Here is a 17,697-nt window from a genome sequence, read left to right on the forward strand (position 1 = left end):
TTCAAACCTAGTTTTTCGTCGTCGGGAATTGAGTAAATGGCTGACGTAGCATCAGATCTAACCGTTGTTCTTTACCATCTTGAATCTCTGGAACGCCAATCTGAACGTTATCGTGGCCAAGCTTAGGCTGATCGCGGTAAGTCTTAAACCAGATGTCCCACACAGATAAAAAGAAGCCAAAGTTTGAGTGGGTTTCTTTTACGATAACCGAGTGATGAACGCGGTGCATGTCTGGGGTCACAATCACTTTTCTCAATCGCTTATCCATCCATAGCGGAAGGCGTGCATTACTGTGGTTAAACATCGCACTCGCATTAAGAACAATTTCAAATATCACGATTGCGATAACAGGGACACCAAGTGCGATCACCAAACTTACTTTGATGAGCATTGAAAGAATCATCTCAATAGGGTGAAAGCGCGTTCCGGTTGTGACATCAATATCTAGGTCCGCATGGTGAACTCGATGTAGCTTCCACAACCAAGGAACACGGTGAAACACCAAGTGCTGCAGGTAAATGGCGCAATCTAACAGTAAAACGCAGATCAGAATGGTGAGTTCTTTAGGAAGTGACAGGGTATTGAACAGACCCCATTGGTTTTCTTGTGCAATGACCGCCGCTTGGAATGCTGCGATAGGAATCAGAGTGGCTAATAGAAAGCTGTTCAAAGCAACCAACGCAAAGTTATTCCCCCAACGAAACCATTTGCTTTGAGTCAGTGTTTTACGCGGAAAACGGTATTCCCAAAGCGCACACAATCCAAAAACGACAATAAAACAAACAAGGCGAAGCAGTGATGGGTCTTGCATGGGAATTCCTTCTATCATTCTAAGGACACTGTAAGTACAATCGTGCCACTTTTCTAGAGTTATCGTTATTGTCCATGAGAATCCACGCTTTTCACCGTTTATATCAACATCGTTTGTCCATTGCTACCAAACCGTTTAATGCGCGCGGGTGTAAAGTCGTGCGATGTGAATTCTGTAAAATCAAACAAGACAGCTGTATCTGTGAACATCAACCTAACGTTGATACGAACGTCGCGACTATGTTGATCTTGTCAGACAACGAAATCTTAAAGCCAAGTAACACTGGCCGTTTGATTGTTGATACGGTTAAAGACAGTTACGCCTACCTTTGGCATCGTACTGAGCCAAATCAAGAGATGTTGGATGTCATCAAAGATGACAAATACCAACCTGTGATCGTATTCCCTGAAGACTATACCGACGACAAAACGCGCGTAGTTCAAGATCTGCCACAAATGCGTGACCCAAACAAAACACTGTTGCTGATTTTCATTGATGGCAGTTGGCGCGAAGCACGACGTATCTTCCGTCGCTCAGAGTATCTGCAAGATTTACCGGTGTTGTCGATTGAACCGGAATCGGTTTCTCAATACATGATGCGTAAGTCAGACAACGAACAACATCTATCAACGGCCGAAGTAGCGAGCTTAGTTTTGAAACAAGCCGGTGAAGAGCAGGGCGCTAAGACTTTACAGCTATGGTTTGAAGCATTTCGTGAAAGCTACATGTTGAGTAAGACACGTTATAAATCGGATCCAACCAAGCCAAGCCTGAATGCTTTCATAGAGCATACTAAAAGTGAGACGTCACTCTAACCTTTAACCGCTTTGTGCTGACTTGTTGTTCAAACAGATTCGAACACGAGATAAGTTTGTTATCTATCACGGTTTGTAGGGGGAGTGTTATGGATAATGCTTCCTAGTTGTTTAATTTAAAATTTTATTTGCCCGAATTTAGGGAAAAATTGGAGAGATTTCATGTATTACGGCTTTGATGTTGGCGGCACAAAAATTGAGTTTGGTGCGTTCAATGAAAAACTTGAGCGAGTAGCAACCGAACGCGTACCAACGCCTACTGAAGATTATCAACTGCTACTTGATACGATTGCCGGTTTGGTAAAAAAATACGATAGCGAATTCTCTTGCGAAGGCAAAATTGGCCTTGGTCTTCCTGGTATGGAAGATGCGGACGACGGTACTATGCTTGTTGTTAACGTACCGGCTTCAACAGGTAAGCCATTACGCAAAGACTTAGAAGCACTGATTGGTCGTAGTGTTAAAATCGAGAACGATGCTAACTGTTTTGCGCTGTCTGAAGCGTGGGATGATGAATTGAAAGATGAACCATCAGTAGCGGGCCTAATTTTAGGTACTGGTTTTGGTGGTGGTTTGGTTTTTGATGGCAAAGTATTCTCAGGACGCAACCACGTTGCTGGCGAGCTCGGTCATATGCGTCTTCCTATTGATGCATGGTTCCACCTTGGCGACAACGCACCGTTACTAGGCTGTGGTTGTGGCAAGAAAGGTTGTTTAGACAGCTACCTATCTGGTCGCGGCTTTGAACTGATTTATGAGCACTACTTCGGTGAGAAAAAGAAAGCGATTGAAATCATCCAAGCGTACAACGAAGGCGAAGCAAAAGCAGCTGAGCACGTTGACCGTTTCATGGAGCTATTGGCTATCTGTTTCGCAAACCTATTTACTGCACTTGACCCGCATGTTGTAGCACTGGGTGGTGGACTTTCAAACTTTGAACTTATCTACGAAGAGATGCCAAAGCGTGTTCCTAAATACCTATTGTCTGTAGCGAAATGTCCAAAAATCATCAAAGCGAAGCACGGTGATTCAGGTGGCGTTCGCGGAGCTGCATTCCTTAACATTAAGTAATCGTTACTTACCGTTAAGCTAATTAAGGTTAGATAGTTAAAAGCACAAATAAAAATGCCGCAATCTCGAAAGAGGTTGCGGCATTTTTTATTGTTCGGTGTTTTCGTTTCTTTAGATCTTAATTCTTAGCTCTTAGCTCTTAGCTCTCAAGTATAAACGAAAAGCTAGAAGCTACAGATCGAGAAAAAGAAGCCAGAGGGCCTACTTCTTCTTTTTACCAACACCAAGGTTGTCTTTTTGCTTCAACGTAAGCTTAGTAAAGCCTAGCTTACGGAAATAGTTGTCTTGGTAGTTACGAACCGCTTTAGTATCAGAAATAAACTCAAGCTGTTGCTCAGTTTTTAGGTACTCAGTGATGTCGATACCTTCGGCTGCAGCTACAGCTTCTTGGATCGTGCGGTGTTCTTGTTTCGAAAACAGTAACTCTTTGTCTTCATCTTTGTAAGTGTACAGAATGGTACGAGCCATGATGCTCTCCAATAGAATTATTACTTTGCGCGCACTCTACATAAAAACAGTACGTGGCTCAAGGTTATGATAAAAAATCTTAAGATTATCGTTCTTCAGGCTTATCGCTATTTAAGCTTTTCGTCTTTTAAGGAACGAACAGGTTGTCTTTTATAAAACGAACAGAAAAGAAAGCCCCATAACATCGAAAGCTCGATAGAAGGGGCTTCATCTATGTTTTGGCAAAGAGCTTCTAAGTCAATTAAAAAGCGGCCAAGTCAATTTAGGTGTTTGAGCTTTGAATCAAACGCGACCTTGTAGCGGAATGATCGTCACTGTTTCGCCAACCTTCACGGTATCAACCGCCGGCGAGATTTCGATTAAGCAGTTCGCTTCGCTCATTGAACGCAGAATACCTGAACCTTGCTTACCCGTCGTTTTCACTTCAAGCACACCCGATTCATTCATCGAGAACACACCACGGCTGAACTCGGTACGACCTTGGCGTGAACGCAATTGTTCAGTCGCTACGGCATTTGCTTTCACTGGCGTCCAGTTGGTTTGACCTTGAAGCTTGCGGATCGCGGGTTCTACAAAGTTAATAAACGACACCATCACAGCAACTGGGTTACCCGGTAAACCGAAGAAAGGTTTGTTTTCAATTTTGCCGTAAGCCAGTGGGCGACCCGGACGCATATTGATACGCCAGAAGTTGATTTCACCTAGCTTATCTAACGCAAGCTTGATGTAATCCGCATCACCGACAGACACGCCACCAGAAGTCAGAACCATGTCGGTCTCTAACGACGCAGAGTGCAGCACGTCCATCATTTTCTGCTCATCATCTTCAATGATGCCGTAATCTACGATGTCACAGCCAAGCTTTTGAAGCATGCCGATAATAGTAAAACGATTTGAGTCATAGATAGAGTTTGGTTTTTGCTCGCTGCCCGGTGCTTGAACTTCATCACCCGTGGAGAACACACCCACTTTAACTTTACGCAGGACAGGGCAGGTACCAAAACCTAACGACGCCATCATGCCCATTTCAGGTGCTTCGATGCGTGTACCACGAGTAAAGACAGGTTGGCCGATTTCTAAATCTTCACCCGCCATACGGACATTTTGTCCAACCGAGATTTTAGCATCAGGGAAGCTAACCTTATCGCCATCTTGAACGGCTTGTTCGCGCATCACAACAACATCAACGCCTTCAGGTATTGGTGCACCCGTCATGATCTTAACGGCTTCACCTTGTTGAACAGTTTGCTCGTAGCTGTGACCAGCCATAACTTCAGCAACCAGTTGGTAACTATCCAGTTCTAAATCATCACTACGAATTGCGTAGCCGTCCATTGCTGAGTTGGTGTTTTGAGGCACATTGATTGGCGAGATTACATCTTCAGCCAAAACACGACCGTAGCCCTGCAGTAGTTCAACACTCTCTGTGAGATCGAGCGCGTCAATGCTATCAACAATCTTTTGTTGGCCTTGAGTAACGGTTAAACCTGCAGGAGAGAACGAATCACAACACACTGCGGGCGCAGCGTCTTTTGAAGATGAGCATGACACGGCTTTGCCTGCTGTTGAGGAAAGGTCAAAGGACTGTGCGTAATTGATGATGAAATCACGAATCGCTTCTAAGTCGCTGATCGCCATTTGTGGCAGCTCTGATTCAACTTGGATGTCTGCCGCGATAGCAATAATGTTGTTATCGTTCGGGTACAACCAAGGTTTACCGACTTCATCTCTGTGCAATTCAATTTTAGGGAAGGCGATGTTTTTACAGCCTTCAACCAGAATCAAGTCCAGCGTGTTGGTATCGAAACGTGTCAGAAGGTAATCAAAATTAGCTTCGGCTTCTGGCGTTTCTGTCATCATCACGTGACGATTACGCGATGCAATCAGCATTTGGTTTGCGCCCGCTTTACGTAAACGGTAGCTGTCTTTACCCGGCTTATCGACATCAAAATCGTGGTGAGCATGTTTTAACACACCCACTTTTAAACCCGCATTAGTCAGCAGAGGCAGTAACGCTTCAAGTACCGTTGTTTTACCTGTCCCGCTATAAGCAGCAAAGCCCAATAGAGGAAGGTTAGGGCGTTGTTTTGAATCTTTCATTATTGAAGCGTTCCGAATTGGGTGAGTTCTTCTGGCGTGTTCAGATTAACAAAGCAGTTAGGAGAATCGCTGAAATCAACGTATTCGGTAACACATTCTTTGTATAGCAAGATGATTTTACGATCACCACGTTCCAAAAACGCTTCTAGCTTTGGCAGAACACGTTTGTGGAATAGGGTGAATACAGGTTGCTTAAATTCGCCATCATGCGCGACAAGAATGTCACTGTCTTCTTTAACTGCAGAACAAAAACGCTCAACAAGGTCGTCACTGATTTGTGGGCTGTCGCAAGGGACAAAGCCGACCCAGTCTGTACTCGCGTTTTTAAGGCCAGCATGAATGCCGCCCAATGGACCTGGATAGTCAGGGAAGGAATCGGAAACAACCGGAGCAAATGCTTGGTAACTGTCTAAGTTACGGTTGGCATTGATGGTGATGCTGACATCTTGTTGTGACAGCTTGTTTATAACGTATTGAATAAGCGGAGAACCGTTGAGCTCAACAAGTCCTTTATCTTTTCCGCCCATGCGGCTGGCCTGTCCGCCAGCCAAAATAACCCAACTAGTTTGCGTTGGAAGCAGCATAAATATTCTCTTGTGCTTTATCTTTCTGAATAACTTGCAGAAGCGGCGATTCGGTCAAAGTATTGTCTTTGATCCACCATTGCTTCTTACATAAGTCGGTTAACGCGTTAGTTTGGTGACTAGTGATGACTAAACTCGCGCCTCTTTGAAGAAGATCTTCGGCCATTATCACCAATCTTTCAATAGATTCTTTGTCTAAAGAGGCACTTGGTTCATCCATAAGCAAGATTGACGGCTTAAGAATCCAGGCTCGTGCCATTGCAACGCGTTGACGCTCACCACCAGACAACACAGAAATGTGTTCATCTGCCAAGGTTTCTAAACCTACCATTCTCAGCGCATTAATTATTTGAGCTCGCTTATCTTTTTGGCTCTCTTTGTTAAAGCGAATGCCATAAGCGACATTTTGGTACACCGAACCATCAAAAAGATAGGGGGTTTGATGCAGGTAGATAATGTCTTTGAACTTGAGCCTAGGGAATAAGATCTGCTGCCAGCTTTGTGTCGGAGATTGAATGCGGCCAGAGCTTGGCTGAATCAATCCAGACAATATTTTAAGTAGGGTCGTTTTACCCACACCATTATCTCCTTTGAGATAAATGGCATCGTTGGGGCCGATCGACAATTCGGGAATATGGAACAAAACACGCTCTTTGTAGCGCATTGAAATTTGCTGCGTTGTTATTTTTATACTCATGACAGCGTTCCTAAGTTCTTAGATAGCCTTTTCCTCTCACACTGGAAAGGAAAAAGTTAAGGGCTAATGCCAATGCTAATAACACCATACCGAGGGCGACGCCTTGAGCGAATGCGCCTTTGTGGCTTTCCATAGCGATAGCTGTTGGGATGTTTCTTGTCATCCCCATAATGTTGCCACCGACCATCATTGAACAACCAACCTCAGTGACGATACGAGAAAAGGCAGCGATAGTTGCAGCTAAAAGAGGGAAGCGCGTTTCCCAAATTAACGTACACGCCACACGAGTCGTTGATACGCCAAGCGTGCGCGCCGTTTCAACCGCTCGGCGGTCACTGGCTTGGAGAGCGCCGTGCATCATCGCGACTAGGATTGGGAAACAGATCAGCATCTGACCTAGAACCATCGCCTTTTGGGTGAACAGTAATTCCCAATCACCGAGTGGGCCAGAACGAGAGAGCATCATGTACATCAACAAACCGATAACCACGGTTGGGATAGCTTGCAGGGTGTTGATCACCGATAACAATGCCCACTTCCCGGGGAACTCGGTATAAGCCAATAAGAAAGCCATAAGGATTGCAGGAACAATCACTAATGAGATGGCGGACAAAGATACGCTGAAAGATACCGCGACGATTTTCCACAATTCGTGGTCAAAACTCACTAGTAGGTTCATTGCATCAATCGTTGTTTGCCATAGGGTCATGAAGTATCTCGTGTGAATCGATAATAGGTCTTTATCGGTAATGACTGATGTTAATCATAGCTGACACAAACTATTTGAGCTTGAATTGGCCAGCTATTGTTTTTAAGAGTGCTTCGTTAACTGTTTAGCTAAGTGTAGTGCTTGTTGGTTTTGACTACACCTTCAACGCTACGCTTTACTTACAAGCAACGACTCATTTCTTACAACCAACTACTCTGCGCTTACAACCAACTATTCTGCGCTCGCAACAAACAGCTGTTTGCCGTGCAGTTTAAAGTCGTTAATCAGTTTCTGACCTTTAGGGTTAACCAGCCAATCACTGAATACTTTCGCAGCTTGATAGTTGATGCTCGGGTAGCGTTCTGGGTTAACAAGAATCACTTGGTAAGGGTTAAACAGGTTCTTGTCACCTTGGAAAAGGATTTTAAGATCCAATTTGTTTTGGTAAGCCAACCAAGTACCACGGTCTGTCATGGTGTAGCCTTGCATCTCTGACGCCATGTTCAGAGTAGGGCCCATGCCTTGACCAACACTGCGATAACCACCGAAGTTTGGTTCCATTTTAGTTTGTGCCCAAATACCCATCTCTTTCTTATGAGTACCAGAGTCGTCACCACGAGAAACGAAGGTCACGTTATTGTTCGCGATTGCTTTGAACACATCAGTTACTGCTTTTTGAGATTCGATCTTCGCTGGATCGCTTTGTGGCCCAACAATGACGAAGTCGTTGTACATCAGCTTACGAGGTAGAACCCCGTAACCTTGTTCAACGAAATTCGCTTCAGCCTTTGGTGCGTGAGTCATCACTAGGTCTACATCGCCATTCTCACCCATGCGAAGTGATTTACCTGTACCCGCCGCTAAAACATCAACTTTGATACCAGAATCTTTTTCGAACTCAGGTAATAAGTAGTCAAGTAGACCTGAGTGGTAGGTACTTGTGGTTGTCGCCAATTTGATATGGGTGGTGTCTTCCGCGCTGCTAGCCGTGTAACTGACGATAGATAGAGCTGCAATAGTTAGGGGAATTGCTTTCATTATTATTATGTCCATTCTGTTATAAATGAATGACATGCCTTCAGTTTTAAAGGGCTCAAAAAGTGCATGTGCATAAGACGCTAATTGTTGTAATTAGAAATCTACACCTTATAAGCAATCTTAATGCCAATAAATCATGCATCAGATCTCATTAAATTGCTGTTATTTCGGACAAAACTGCGTCATTTAGCCCTCTAAAATGAATCAAAACATGAGCTAGGACAAAATGTCGCACATTGTCCCTGTTGCACAAAAGGTTAATTGGTACACTCTGTCCCAACTTTCCCCACCGGCTAATCATTATGTCTTTACCTAGTTCATCTGCACCGAACCTCAACCCGAACACATTGACTCAATATCAAGCGTTTTCCGTCTTGGTTGTGGATGATGAAATGGGTATGCAGGCTATTTTAAAGAAAGCACTGGGTAAGTTCTTTGGCAAGGTATCGAGTGCGGGGTCGGTTGAAGAAGCCGAAATACTGCGTTCGAGCGAGCATTTTGATCTCATTGTTCTTGATATCAACCTGCCAGGTCGGTCTGGTATTGAGTGGGAAGAGGCGTTTAACGACAACGACAAACGTGCCGATGTGATTTTCATGACAGGTTATGCTGATTTAGAGATGACGATATCTGCGCTTAAGCTTGGTGCTTCAGATTTTATTCTTAAGCCATTCAACCTCGAACAAATGATACAAGCGGTTCTGCGTTGTATGGACAAGCGCCTTGACCAAAGAATGCAGTATGCGTTGAAGCGTGATGTTAGCCGTCATATCAAGACCGAATTGATCGGCAATTCAGACAAGACTAAACAGCTTAAATTACTGATCAGTCAATTTGCACCGTCAAGAGCATCAGTTCTTATAGAAGGTGAGTCGGGTACGGGTAAAGAGTTAGTTGCTCGTGGTGTACATGAAGCTAGCAAACGAACAGGGCCATTCGTGCCAATTAACTGTGGTGCAATTGCGCCTGAGCTTTTAGAAAGCGAATTGTTTGGCCACACGTCTGGTGCCTTTACTGGTGCGAAGAAAAACCGTGAAGGTCTATTCAGAGTCGCAAGTGGTGGCACCTTGTTCCTTGATGAGATCGGTGAAATGCCACTGCCAATGCAAGCTGCGCTGTTACGTGTGTTAGAGCAACGTACTATTCGTCCAGTTGGCAGTGAGAAAGAGATCGCTGTCGATGTACGTGTCGTCGCAGCAACAAACCGAAACCTTCAAGAAGAGGTCGATAAAGGCCACTTCCGTCGCGATCTGTTCTACCGACTCAATGTACTTAAGATTGATGTTGTGCCATTGAGAGAACGACCGTCTGATCTGATAGAGCTTGTTCCATACTTCACTCGTCTTTTATCTAGTGAACTGGGTATGCCGGTTCCAAACTGGGCACATGAAGATATCTTGGCTATGAATGAATACGAATGGCCGGGCAATATCCGCGAACTTAAGAACTTAGTCGAAAGATGCATTCTTTTAGACAAGCCACCAGCACACTATTGGCGAGAAGTGAATGGTGATCCAGCCCCAACCAGCATTTCAGTGACGGTGTCACATGGGGCGGAAATACCAAACTTGAATAATGTAGACGCAGCTGAGGGTTACCCGAACACTTGGACACTCAAAGAAGTCGAGAAATCTCACATAGAACAACTGGTGAGTTTTCATGATGGCAATAAATCTGCAGCAGCGAGAGATCTCGGTGTGGCGCGTAAAACACTAGAGCGTAAGTACAAAGAATGGAACACAGAAGGCTCTGAATATGCCGATTAGACGTCATTGGTGGACAAAGTGGGCGTTCCGGTTCAAAACCATGGTGCGTTATCGCCTGCTATTTCTAACATCCGCTCCCATCATTCTTACTTTGTGTGCGCTTGTCGCTATAACACTGTATTGGTCAGTACATTACACGTGGCAGGGTGCTCTGATTGATGTCGATGAGCGTTTGGATGTTGCCGACAACAGTATCCATCTAATTCAGAACCAACAGGCCTATAACGTTCAAGCATTTGCTGAGTCTTACAACTTCCGAATCAAACTCACGAGCGATATTTCGAAAGAAGAGCTCACACGTTGGGTTTCTGAAAACAAATCTCGCTATGAACTCGATTTTCTACGCTGGCGCAGCGTCGAGAGTATGGAGAAAAAACTTGAATACCTAAACCTGACACACAAAGAATCGTTCTTTAGTGTATTGAGCCAAAACGAACTCAACGATTTAGACCAAAACCTTGCCAGGCAAGCCGAAGTCCCAATGCTCAATAGTCAAAATGTTGAAACTCGAGGTTTAGTTAGCCGCACCGTTGTGTCGATTCGTGACAAGAATGATCACGTGATTGGTTTTCTTGATGGCGGGATCCTCCTTAATAACAGCACACAGTTGGTTGATCAGATCAGCAATCTCATTTATCCGCAACGCGAGGGGTTCAATCGTCGTATTGGCACCGTTACTGTGTTTCTTGATGACCTACGTGTCAGCACTAATGTACCGTTGAGCAGCGAAGAAAGTGCAGGGCGCGCAATTGGTACTCGTGTTTCTCACGAGGTTCATTCTAAAGTATTGAATGAAGGTAAAGAGTGGCTAGATAGGGCGTATGTTTACGACGCTTGGTACATCACTGCGTATCAACCGATTCATGACCAATTCGATAACGTCATCGGCATGCTCTATACCGGTTATCTGATTTGGCCATTGGTGGAAACGTACTTAACCAACCTTGGTGAAATCAGTATTACGATTGTGTTGTTGTTACTGGCTTCTGGTTTGATCGTTCACCGTGGTGCTCGTGATCTTTTCAATCCCATTGAACGCATTCATAAAGTGGTGAAGCTAGTGCAGATGGGGCAAGACAAGCGAATTGGTACTCTTGGTTTGAACGATCAACACGAACTCACCTTACTCGCTAAGCAATTCGACAAGATGTTAGATTTGCTGCACGAACGTAATCAAGAGATCCAACAAGCCGCTTCAGAACTCGAATGTAAGGTTCATTCACGTACTGCTAGCTTGAAAGAGAAAACCGAAGAACTCGAACTGCATATCAAACTATTAAACCAAGCTCGAGACAAGCTGGTGGTCAATGAAAAGTTAGCCGCGCTAGGCGAATTAACCGCGGGCATCGCCCATGAGATTAACAACCCGACAGCGGTGATTCTTGGCAACGTCGAATTGATGAAGTTTGAACTCGGTGACGAAGTCGCTCGTGTAGACGAAGAAGTCCACGCCATCATGGAACAGATTGACCGAATCCGAAACATCACACGAAGCTTGCTTCAATATAGCCGTCATGGCGGTGTACAAGACGAAATTACGTGGCAACATATCAATCCAATAGTGGATGAAAGTATTACGCTCGTAAAAACAGGCGCGAAAAAGAAAGGCATTGTCTACGTATCGCAACTGCATGCGAAAACGTCTGTGGAAGTTAACCGAAACCAACTTTTGCAGATTTTGGTTAACCTACAGATGAACGCGATTCATGCCATGGACGGACAGGGCACATTAACTATCTCAAGTGAAGACTGGGTGGAGAATGGCGTGTCTCATGGTGCAATCGTTCATGTCGAAGACGAAGGCTGCGGTATAAAAGAAGAACAATTGAAACGCATCTTTTCGCCTTTCTACACCACCAAACGTGATGGTACAGGCTTAGGCTTGTCAGTATCTCAAAGTATCTTGAGCCAAACGGGCGGCGAGATCCGTGTCGAATCAGAAGTAGGCAAGGGAAGCCGCTTTAGTATCTACCTTCAGCAAAAAGCGACACCACAGTTATTGGTCTCAAACCTATAATTTTTTTAGCTTTAAGCTCGAATCGAATCCAACCATATTATCACCCGATAATATCTCTACTGCGCTTGGGCTGTTACATGAACGTTTCAGCCCAAGCACGAAAATCCTGCACTACTAAACTATCGCCAACTAAATCTCAACCTCTGACTGTTTGACGAGCACCTCTTTTTGAATATGTAACACAGTGTATATCTTTTGATCTTGATGCATATCATCTGAACTGTACGGATTTTTGATACATTGACCCCAAATTCATAATCAAAAAATATAATAAAGTCAGTCAGCTATGAAATTAAGTAATCTATCTATTAAATCAAAACTTATCTCCATCGTCATTTTATCGGTTGTTCTATTGGTAATGGCGTCATCTTTCAACCTAATGCAACAACGTGAAAGCTCAATGCAAGAGCGCCAAGATAAACTCAGTGCTCAAGTCGAAACCGCGGTCAGCTTAGCGAGTTACTATTACAGCCAACGTAACGTGCTCGGTGAAGAGGTAGCAAAGAAACAAGCACTGCAAGCGATTGAAACGCTTCGTTACGACACCACCAATTATTTCTGGATCTTAAACCAACAACTCAACGTTGTTATCCATCCATTAAAACCTGAACTCAATGGCAAGAACGCAGGTAACTTTAAAGATGGTGCAGGTAAACACCACTGGCGTGAGATGGTCAACATTTCACGTACCCCAGAGGAGAAAGGGTTTCTTGATTATCAATGGATGAGCCCGCAAGGTGAACTCAAAGACAAGATCTCATATGTACAGCTATTCCCTGAGTGGAATTGGATTGTTGGCTCGGGAATCTTAGTTGCGGATATTCAAGACGCTTTCTATGCATTAGCGCTCAAAGAAGGACTGGTCGCGGTTGTATTATCAGGCCTGTTGTTTGCTATGGGCTACGCGATTTCTAACAATATCCTTGTGCCACTTAACAAGCTTATCGACAACACCCATAAGATTGCCGATGGGGATCTTCGTGTACGCATGAACATGACACGCAAAGATGAACTGGGCGATATGAGTAATCAAATTGATACCATGCTCAACAAGTTACAAAGTACGCTTCGTACAGCGAATGAATCAGCAGGTTTATCCAGCAACATGGCGAGTCACATTGCACAAGCCAGTGAAGAGGCTGCGACCAGTGTTAACTCACAGCATGCACAGCTTGAGTTGCTATCGACAGCGATGACAGAAATGAGTGCCACCATTTCTGATGTCGCTGTTAATGCTGAAAATACTGCCGCAAGCACCAATAAGGTTGTCGAGCACGCAAATCAGAACGACCAGAACATGCAAGTAACGTCTAAAACCATATCTCAAGTTTCAGAAAACATTTCGACCGCGAATGATCTCGTCAGAGACTTACAATCTGGTGTCACAGAGATAAGCCAAGTGGTGAGCGTGATACGTGATGTATCTGAGCAAACGAACTTGTTAGCGCTTAATGCGGCAATAGAAGCAGCCCGAGCAGGTGAGCAAGGAAGAGGGTTCGCGGTAGTCGCAGATGAAGTACGTAACCTCGCAAGCCGCACTCAAAACTCAACCAATGAAGTTCAATCGACGATTGAAAAACTGACTCAGCAAGCTGAGCGTACCTTTAAAGCAATGCAAAGCAGCAATGAGAAAGTCGATCACAGTGTTGTCGCGTCTAACGAAACTCGCCAACAACTCGATGTGATTGTGAATGAACTGCACAACGCCAACGACATGGTCGCGCAGATCGCCGCCGCCTCGGAGCAACAAAGCACGGTAGCAACCGAAATGAGTGAAAGTGTCACTGGGATTCATCTGGCGGCTAACGAAGTATTGCAAGCTTCACAGTCGTTAGCTGAGGATAGCCAGAAAATGGCCAACACTACAGAACACCTTACTGATCAGTTAAAGTACTTTAAGGTCTAAGCGAAAACCTCATAAAAAACACCTCCGTACTTGAGATAAGTTCGGAGGTGTTTTCGTTTGTAGATAACTGGATTGTTAGCTCGCTCAACAAAAGGAGAGCGTTAAGAAAAAGAAGCGCGTTAAGCCAATCTTGTTAATGTGCAGTCACTGAAATCTTCGGAGGGTTGATATTGTGCTTTCTAAACTCTTTCATCACACGCAAGGTAATATCGGTTTCAAACAGCTTCTCATACGCTGTGTCGACCACATAGGCCTTACAAGTTAACTGTATCGCTAAGTAATTATCCGTGATCGTCTGTTTGACCAGAACCGTAACAGGCTTCGGCAAGTGGATGTAACGACTTGAAGACGCAGCTTCTTGAATCAAGTCACGGGCTAGGGTGATGTCTTCATTCATACCGACATAAAATGGAATCACCACCTGCATATCCAGCGCGCCATAGTTACCACTGGTCGTTACTTCGTTTAAGAACTTGTTGTTCGGGATCGTGATAATGTCGTCGTTCAGGGTTCTCATTCGAACAGAACGCAAACCAATGGTAATGATGTCGCCATAGTTACCTTCGAACGTGACACGGTCACCAACTTGAAAAGGTCTATCAATCATCACCGTAATACCAGCAATGAATGACGCAGCCAAGTCTTTAAGCGCAAAGCCGACCGACACGGCGAGGGTACCACCAATCAAAGCCAGTATTTGATCGTTGATTCGAAAACTCATCATGAACACAATAAGGCCGGTGCTCACGTAAATAAAGAACTGAGTAAATGACTGCAGTTTCTGTAGCAGCATTCGATATTGCACGAACTGACTACCAAAACTGGTCACCAACGAATTGATGAACTTAAGTAACAACCACATTGCGGCAATAACGATCATGGAGAAGAACACACCGCTCCAACGCACCAAACTCGCAATCTTTGAGATGTTTTCTACGTTAGCTAACTCTTCCGTCGCAAAGGTCGGGAAACTGACAGCACTTGCCAAGCCAACAAATAGTAGGATAAATAACTTCTTCATTTTACTTCACCAGTAGATGTTGACGGTCGAGAACGTTTGTAATGTGGCGGAACCAGTGCTCAGAAATTCGAGCCTTTTCTTCATGCCAACCAATATAACCACGGCTTTCAAAATAACGTAGAATCCCGGTTATCTCTGCAATGCTCAGTTGAGTACATTCAGACAACACCTCCGGAGAAGCTATTTCCAGTTGCACGATAGAGCGAAGTACAGCCAGCATAGGTTTTGGCATATTCTCGAGTTCCTGCGCTTCAGGAACATGGAACAAACGTACCACTGCTTGATCTGTCTCTTTATTGCGGTTCAAAGAGAGCCTAAAGAATCGCAGCGCAACGGTAGGGTTGCCATCAGAGTAGTGCCACAAGATTCGATAGAAACCTTGGCGTGCACGTTCTTCTTCACTCATGTCATCTTGGTCCCACTGCTTAGGGACAACCAAACCATCAAACGATAACGGCTTTTCAAGCTCGGTATTGATACGGCTATTTAGAAGATCACCGACTTGTTTTTCTGTCCAACGTGGTAGGAAACACACCAAATCAAACAGCAGACGCTCACCACGCGCTCTATCAACAAATCGCCAGCTCGACTTAGCAATCGATATCACGACACGGTGATTCTTTTTAGAACGACGGAGAAGGTTGGTTAAACGAATCAAATCAGACAGGCCACCGACCATTGGCTTAACCAATCGTTGGGCATTATCAATCGCAATTAAGTACGTGGTGTTACTTTTACGTAGGTGCGCCAATATCTGAATCTCAGTCGCTTCTTCTTCCAAGCCGATGCTCACGGCTAGATGCGCTAAGAGCTCTTGGTAACCCGCGTAAGGGCAACTCACGTAAACAGGCTCTGCGTTGGATACTTTATGCAGCAGGGTGTAAAGCAGCGTTGTAGCGCCCACACCACGTTCGCCTGAAACAATACAAATAGCAGGGCTGTCCGACATCAAATAACGAGAGAGTTGCTTAACCTCATCGCCCGCGTAATCAATTAAGGTGCTATCGATATTACCCGGCAGAATGTACTCATAGGTTTTGTCTCCTTTGATTCGAACCAAGTTTTGTTGGTTTTTATCAAGATCCGACTGTTTAGCCACTTCGATTCGAAAGAGATAGGCTAAGGCCTGACTAAACAACGTGTAACTAGAAAGCAATGCCATGATTCGATGTTGGAAGTTGTAAACACTCAACCACACGATTCCAATTGCCGTCCCCAGTATATTAAGTAAGAAGGTTTCCTTACGGTTTACCGCCCAGTTAACCCACACCGGACGATCGGAGATGTGTTGCAGCGTATCGAAGACTTTCGCTCTCCATAATCTCAGTACCGATATCGTGACCAGCACGAACCAGAAAAACAGCGCACTGTAGATCCAGCTGTAAATGGTGCCTTTACCCAGTGTGATGCTCGATATCTGCAAAGTCAGACCCGCAACAATAATACTCCAAACATAGCGACGAATAGTCGATAGTCTCAGCGCGATGACTTCTTGGTTTGGTGCGCGACCCAAGCGATACGCAAATTCAAGAATAAAGCTGATAGCAATCGAACCACCTAGAATCCACCACGTGAATATTTCTAGGAAAATCAGGTGCTGCAGGCTAGGGATGCTAGAAAGCACTCTCAAAGAAAGTGTGATAGCGATTAACCAAGCAATCGCACGCTCAGCGCGGCTGATATACCAAATCACACGAACCAAAAAAGGAGGGTTCGTTTTCGCTTCGAGAAAGTTAACTCTAAACAACTCAATCAAGCGAGTGCTGTTGGCAAGCCACCATACTAAACCGAAGTAAATGAACAGCACCTTTAGAGAAGCCCAAATGACAGGCACTGGAGAAATAAAAATGTCTTTAACTAATGCTTTAAAGCTACGAATTTGGAAGTAAACAAGATACTCAATATTGAGCTTGGTTAATTCCCACTCTTGTTTAAATTGAGTCACGCCGTATGGGCCAAAACCGGTTAAGCGCTCTTTATTCGCGGAGTTTGTCTGCTCTAAAAGATGCTGTTTACTTACGTTCAAGCTATTCAATGTGACGTAGCTCGTTTGCACGGAAAACCATTGATCGGCGTCGTTGTTATCTCTATAGGCTTTTATCTGTTGCTCGAAGGTTTTGATTTCCAGCTTTTGAACTCGCAGAACTTCGGCAAGTAAAATGTTGACTTGGCGTCTGTCCGACGGCTCCATAAAGAGGGGATCCGGTAGGGAATCAATACGCTTATCCAGATCTACAGCACTATTAGAGACCTGAGGCTGAGATTGTAAGTCATATTCCAAGTTGGCATGACTCGGCCAAGAGATAATGGCCAAAGTGAAGATTAAGAAGCGCGAAAGTGAACGCATAAAAGTCTCTTAGAATTATGAGGTTAGGATTACTATAGTTAGTTAATCTTACTTTGTGAAATCCAACCCCGTATCGGGGGCGAGTACTTTATTCCCGTTTTGGCTGATTTTGTCATGAAATTGTCAGAGATTAGGCTAGTCTTGCCTATGCCTGTTGTTGCTTTGATCGGGTTAGTTTTACTGTGACCAATCAGCATACGATATATTCAATGGTTGGCATGATTTGGGACGTTATATACCGCCCATTATGGGGTGCTGTTCGATATTTTGTTTTTCCTGAAAGTAGATGGTTTTTTAACGACAAATAGAAAATCAAAAATGTGAGTCAGCTCAAACTATGATTTGGC

14 protein-coding genes are annotated in these 17,697 nt (G+C 44.4%); 5 read left to right on the forward strand and 9 right to left on the reverse strand.

The features are described from left to right. Positions 1-7: 7 nt before the first annotated feature. Complete coding sequence (locus AACT19_RS15315; protein ID WP_076647108.1) at positions 8-811, reverse strand: sterol desaturase family protein; 804 nt, start codon at positions 809-811, stop codon at positions 8-10. A 68-nt stretch (positions 812-879) separates the two neighbouring features. On the opposite strand from AACT19_RS15315, the gene AACT19_RS15320 reads away from it, so the two are divergent. Continuing rightward, positions 880-1,626 carry a tRNA-uridine aminocarboxypropyltransferase gene (locus AACT19_RS15320; RefSeq protein ID WP_076647110.1) on the forward strand — a complete coding sequence of 249 codons (747 nt, stop codon included), beginning with the start codon at positions 880-882 and terminating at the stop codon, positions 1,624-1,626. Between the two features lie 162 nt (positions 1,627-1,788). Then, entirely contained in the window at positions 1,789-2,697 is a 909-nt protein-coding gene (nagK, locus tag AACT19_RS15325) for an N-acetylglucosamine kinase (RefSeq protein WP_004733781.1), read from the forward strand. Between the two features lie 201 nt (positions 2,698-2,898). On the opposite strand, the gene AACT19_RS15330 is transcribed toward nagK, so the two are convergent. The 6 genes from AACT19_RS15330 to AACT19_RS15355 form a co-directional block, all read right to left on the reverse strand. Continuing rightward, the gene (locus tag AACT19_RS15330) at positions 2,899-3,165 is read right to left on the reverse strand and encodes a DUF2960 family protein (protein WP_004733780.1); all 267 of its coding nucleotides are present in this window, start codon (positions 3,163-3,165) and stop codon (positions 2,899-2,901) included. A 282-nt stretch (positions 3,166-3,447) separates the two neighbouring features. Further along, on the reverse strand, positions 3,448-5,265 hold the full coding sequence (locus AACT19_RS15335) for a bifunctional molybdopterin-guanine dinucleotide biosynthesis adaptor protein MobB/molybdopterin molybdotransferase MoeA (RefSeq protein ID WP_076647112.1): 1,818 nt from the start codon (positions 5,263-5,265) through the stop codon (positions 3,448-3,450). Beyond that, positions 5,265-5,849: a molybdenum cofactor guanylyltransferase MobA gene (gene mobA, locus AACT19_RS15340; protein ID WP_004733776.1), complete on the reverse strand. Its 585-nt coding sequence runs from the start codon at positions 5,847-5,849 to the stop codon at positions 5,265-5,267. Before mobA ends, AACT19_RS15335 begins: the two co-directional genes overlap by 1 nt. Then, positions 5,827-6,546 (reverse strand): energy-coupling factor ABC transporter ATP-binding protein, encoded by a 720-nt coding sequence (locus AACT19_RS15345; RefSeq protein WP_004733775.1) that lies wholly within the window; start codon positions 6,544-6,546, stop codon positions 5,827-5,829. Before AACT19_RS15345 ends, mobA begins: the two co-directional genes overlap by 23 nt. A gap of 10 nt (positions 6,547-6,556) precedes the next feature. After that, a complete protein-coding gene (locus tag AACT19_RS15350) occupies positions 6,557-7,255 on the reverse strand; it encodes an ABC transporter permease (RefSeq protein WP_076647114.1) in 699 nt (232 codons plus the stop codon). 231 nt (positions 7,256-7,486) lie between these two features. Then, positions 7,487-8,293, reverse strand: a complete 807-nt coding sequence (locus tag AACT19_RS15355; protein WP_017077255.1) for a substrate-binding domain-containing protein — start codon at positions 8,291-8,293, stop codon at positions 7,487-7,489. A gap of 302 nt (positions 8,294-8,595) precedes the next feature. On the opposite strand from AACT19_RS15355, the gene AACT19_RS15360 reads away from it, so the two are divergent. The 3 genes from AACT19_RS15360 (at position 8,596) to AACT19_RS15370 (ending at position 13,982) form a co-directional block, all read left to right on the forward strand. Then, positions 8,596-10,059, forward strand: a complete 1,464-nt coding sequence (locus AACT19_RS15360) for a sigma-54-dependent transcriptional regulator (protein ID WP_076647116.1) — start codon at positions 8,596-8,598, stop codon at positions 10,057-10,059. Then, positions 10,049-12,076, forward strand: a complete 2,028-nt coding sequence (locus tag AACT19_RS15365; protein WP_017083659.1) for a sensor histidine kinase — start codon at positions 10,049-10,051, stop codon at positions 12,074-12,076. Before AACT19_RS15360 ends, AACT19_RS15365 begins: the two co-directional genes overlap by 11 nt. Before the next feature lie 286 nt (positions 12,077-12,362). Further along, a complete protein-coding gene (locus tag AACT19_RS15370) occupies positions 12,363-13,982 on the forward strand; it encodes a methyl-accepting chemotaxis protein (RefSeq protein WP_076647118.1) in 1,620 nt (539 codons plus the stop codon). A gap of 133 nt (positions 13,983-14,115) precedes the next feature. On the opposite strand, the gene AACT19_RS15375 is transcribed toward AACT19_RS15370, so the two are convergent. Further along, entirely contained in the window at positions 14,116-15,003 is an 888-nt protein-coding gene (locus AACT19_RS15375) for a mechanosensitive ion channel family protein (RefSeq protein ID WP_004733762.1), read from the reverse strand. Position 15,004: 1 nt separating this feature from the next. Further along, a complete protein-coding gene (locus AACT19_RS15380) occupies positions 15,005-17,350 on the reverse strand; it encodes an ATP-binding protein (protein ID WP_076647120.1) in 2,346 nt (781 codons plus the stop codon). Positions 17,351-17,697: the final 347 nt, after the last annotated feature.

The sequence above is a fragment of the Vibrio sp. 10N.222.47.A9 genome (assembly GCF_963872585.1).
Classification (GTDB): Bacteria; Pseudomonadota; Gammaproteobacteria; order Enterobacterales; family Vibrionaceae; genus Vibrio; species Vibrio splendidus.